1 pseudogene is annotated in these 1,115 nt (G+C 61.5%); it reads right to left on the bottom strand.

Annotated features, from left to right (window positions below):
- Window positions 1-176: 176 nt before the first annotated feature.
- Window positions 177-1,115, bottom strand: a pseudogene (locus tag AB2385_RS17095) (hypothetical protein); the annotation flags it as partial.

Below are 1,115 nucleotides of genomic sequence, written 5' to 3'. Positions count from 1 at the left end.
GCGGTCCTCTTGCGACTTAGAGGTGGCACTCTCCGAAGAAGAGGAAGGGGCATCGGACTCCCGCTCGAGGGGCGCGATCTCGGTCTCTTGCGGCGGTTCGCTATCCACCGTGGCGGAATCGCAGCCCGCAAGACCCAAGCACAGCGCCGCGCCCACAACTACTAGCTTGCGCATAGCTACTTCTTCTCGGTCCGAACCTGGCCGAGGACCTCGCTGATCTTGCCGTGCTGGAATTCCTGGCTCAGGCCGCCAGCGGCAATCTCGGAGTAGTCAGAAGTAGGCCAGCCGAACTCGCCCTGCTCCCAGCCAGCCTGGCCCCAGCGGTCCATGATCTTGCTCTTCAAAATGTAGTGCGCGCCAGTCTTCGGGGACCAGTAGATGCTGCCCTTTTCAAAGGTCTGGAAGAAGCCGCCATTGACGGCGTTCTCACCGGACGTCGGGAAGCCGAGCGCAGATTCAGCGCCGCCCATGTCCTTGTACTTGGCGCCGATAGCACCGTGGACTACCTGATTGGAGCCATCCGGATTACGGGTCAGGATGCCATCCTGGAATTCCTGCATGTAGCCCTCGCCGACCTTCTTGACCGGGCCGGTCGGGTACTTCAGGTCGCCCTTTTCGTAGCCGTTCTTGCCCCAGGCCTGGAACATATCGCCGGTAATCTCCCAAGCACCGGTCTCCGGGGACCAGTAGATGGAGCCGTGCTCGAAGTGCACGAAGCGGCCCTTGCCGTCCGGGGTCTTAGACTCGCCGGTCTTAGGGAAGCCCAGCCAGGAGGTAGGTCCGCCGATTTCGGCGTAGCGGGCACCAATGCGGCCGAAGAGGGCGTGCGCACCGGTATCCGGGGACCAGTAAGCGGTACCAGACTCGAAGTCCTGGGCCTTGCCCTTCTTAGCGACGTCGTACTCGTTATTCAAGCAAGAGCCAATGACGCCGCTCTTGGTCTCCTTGGCGATGGCGCCGATGGCCTCACAGTCCGCACCGCGATCACCCTTGTCCATCTCGAGGGCATCTGCGATGTAGGGCCATGCCTGCTGCATCTCAAACTGCCAGTATTCCCAGCTGTGCACGCCGGATGGGCGGAACTTAATCACTGGGTTAATCTTGGCGCGCTTTGC

Origin of the sequence: Symbiobacterium sp. (assembly GCF_040797425.1) — a bacterium.
In the GTDB taxonomy this organism is placed as follows: domain Bacteria; phylum Bacillota; class Sulfobacillia; order Symbiobacteriales; family Symbiobacteriaceae; genus Symbiobacterium.
The sequence above is the reverse complement of the archived record's forward strand: the minus strand, read 5'-3'. Positions and strand labels throughout refer to the sequence as shown.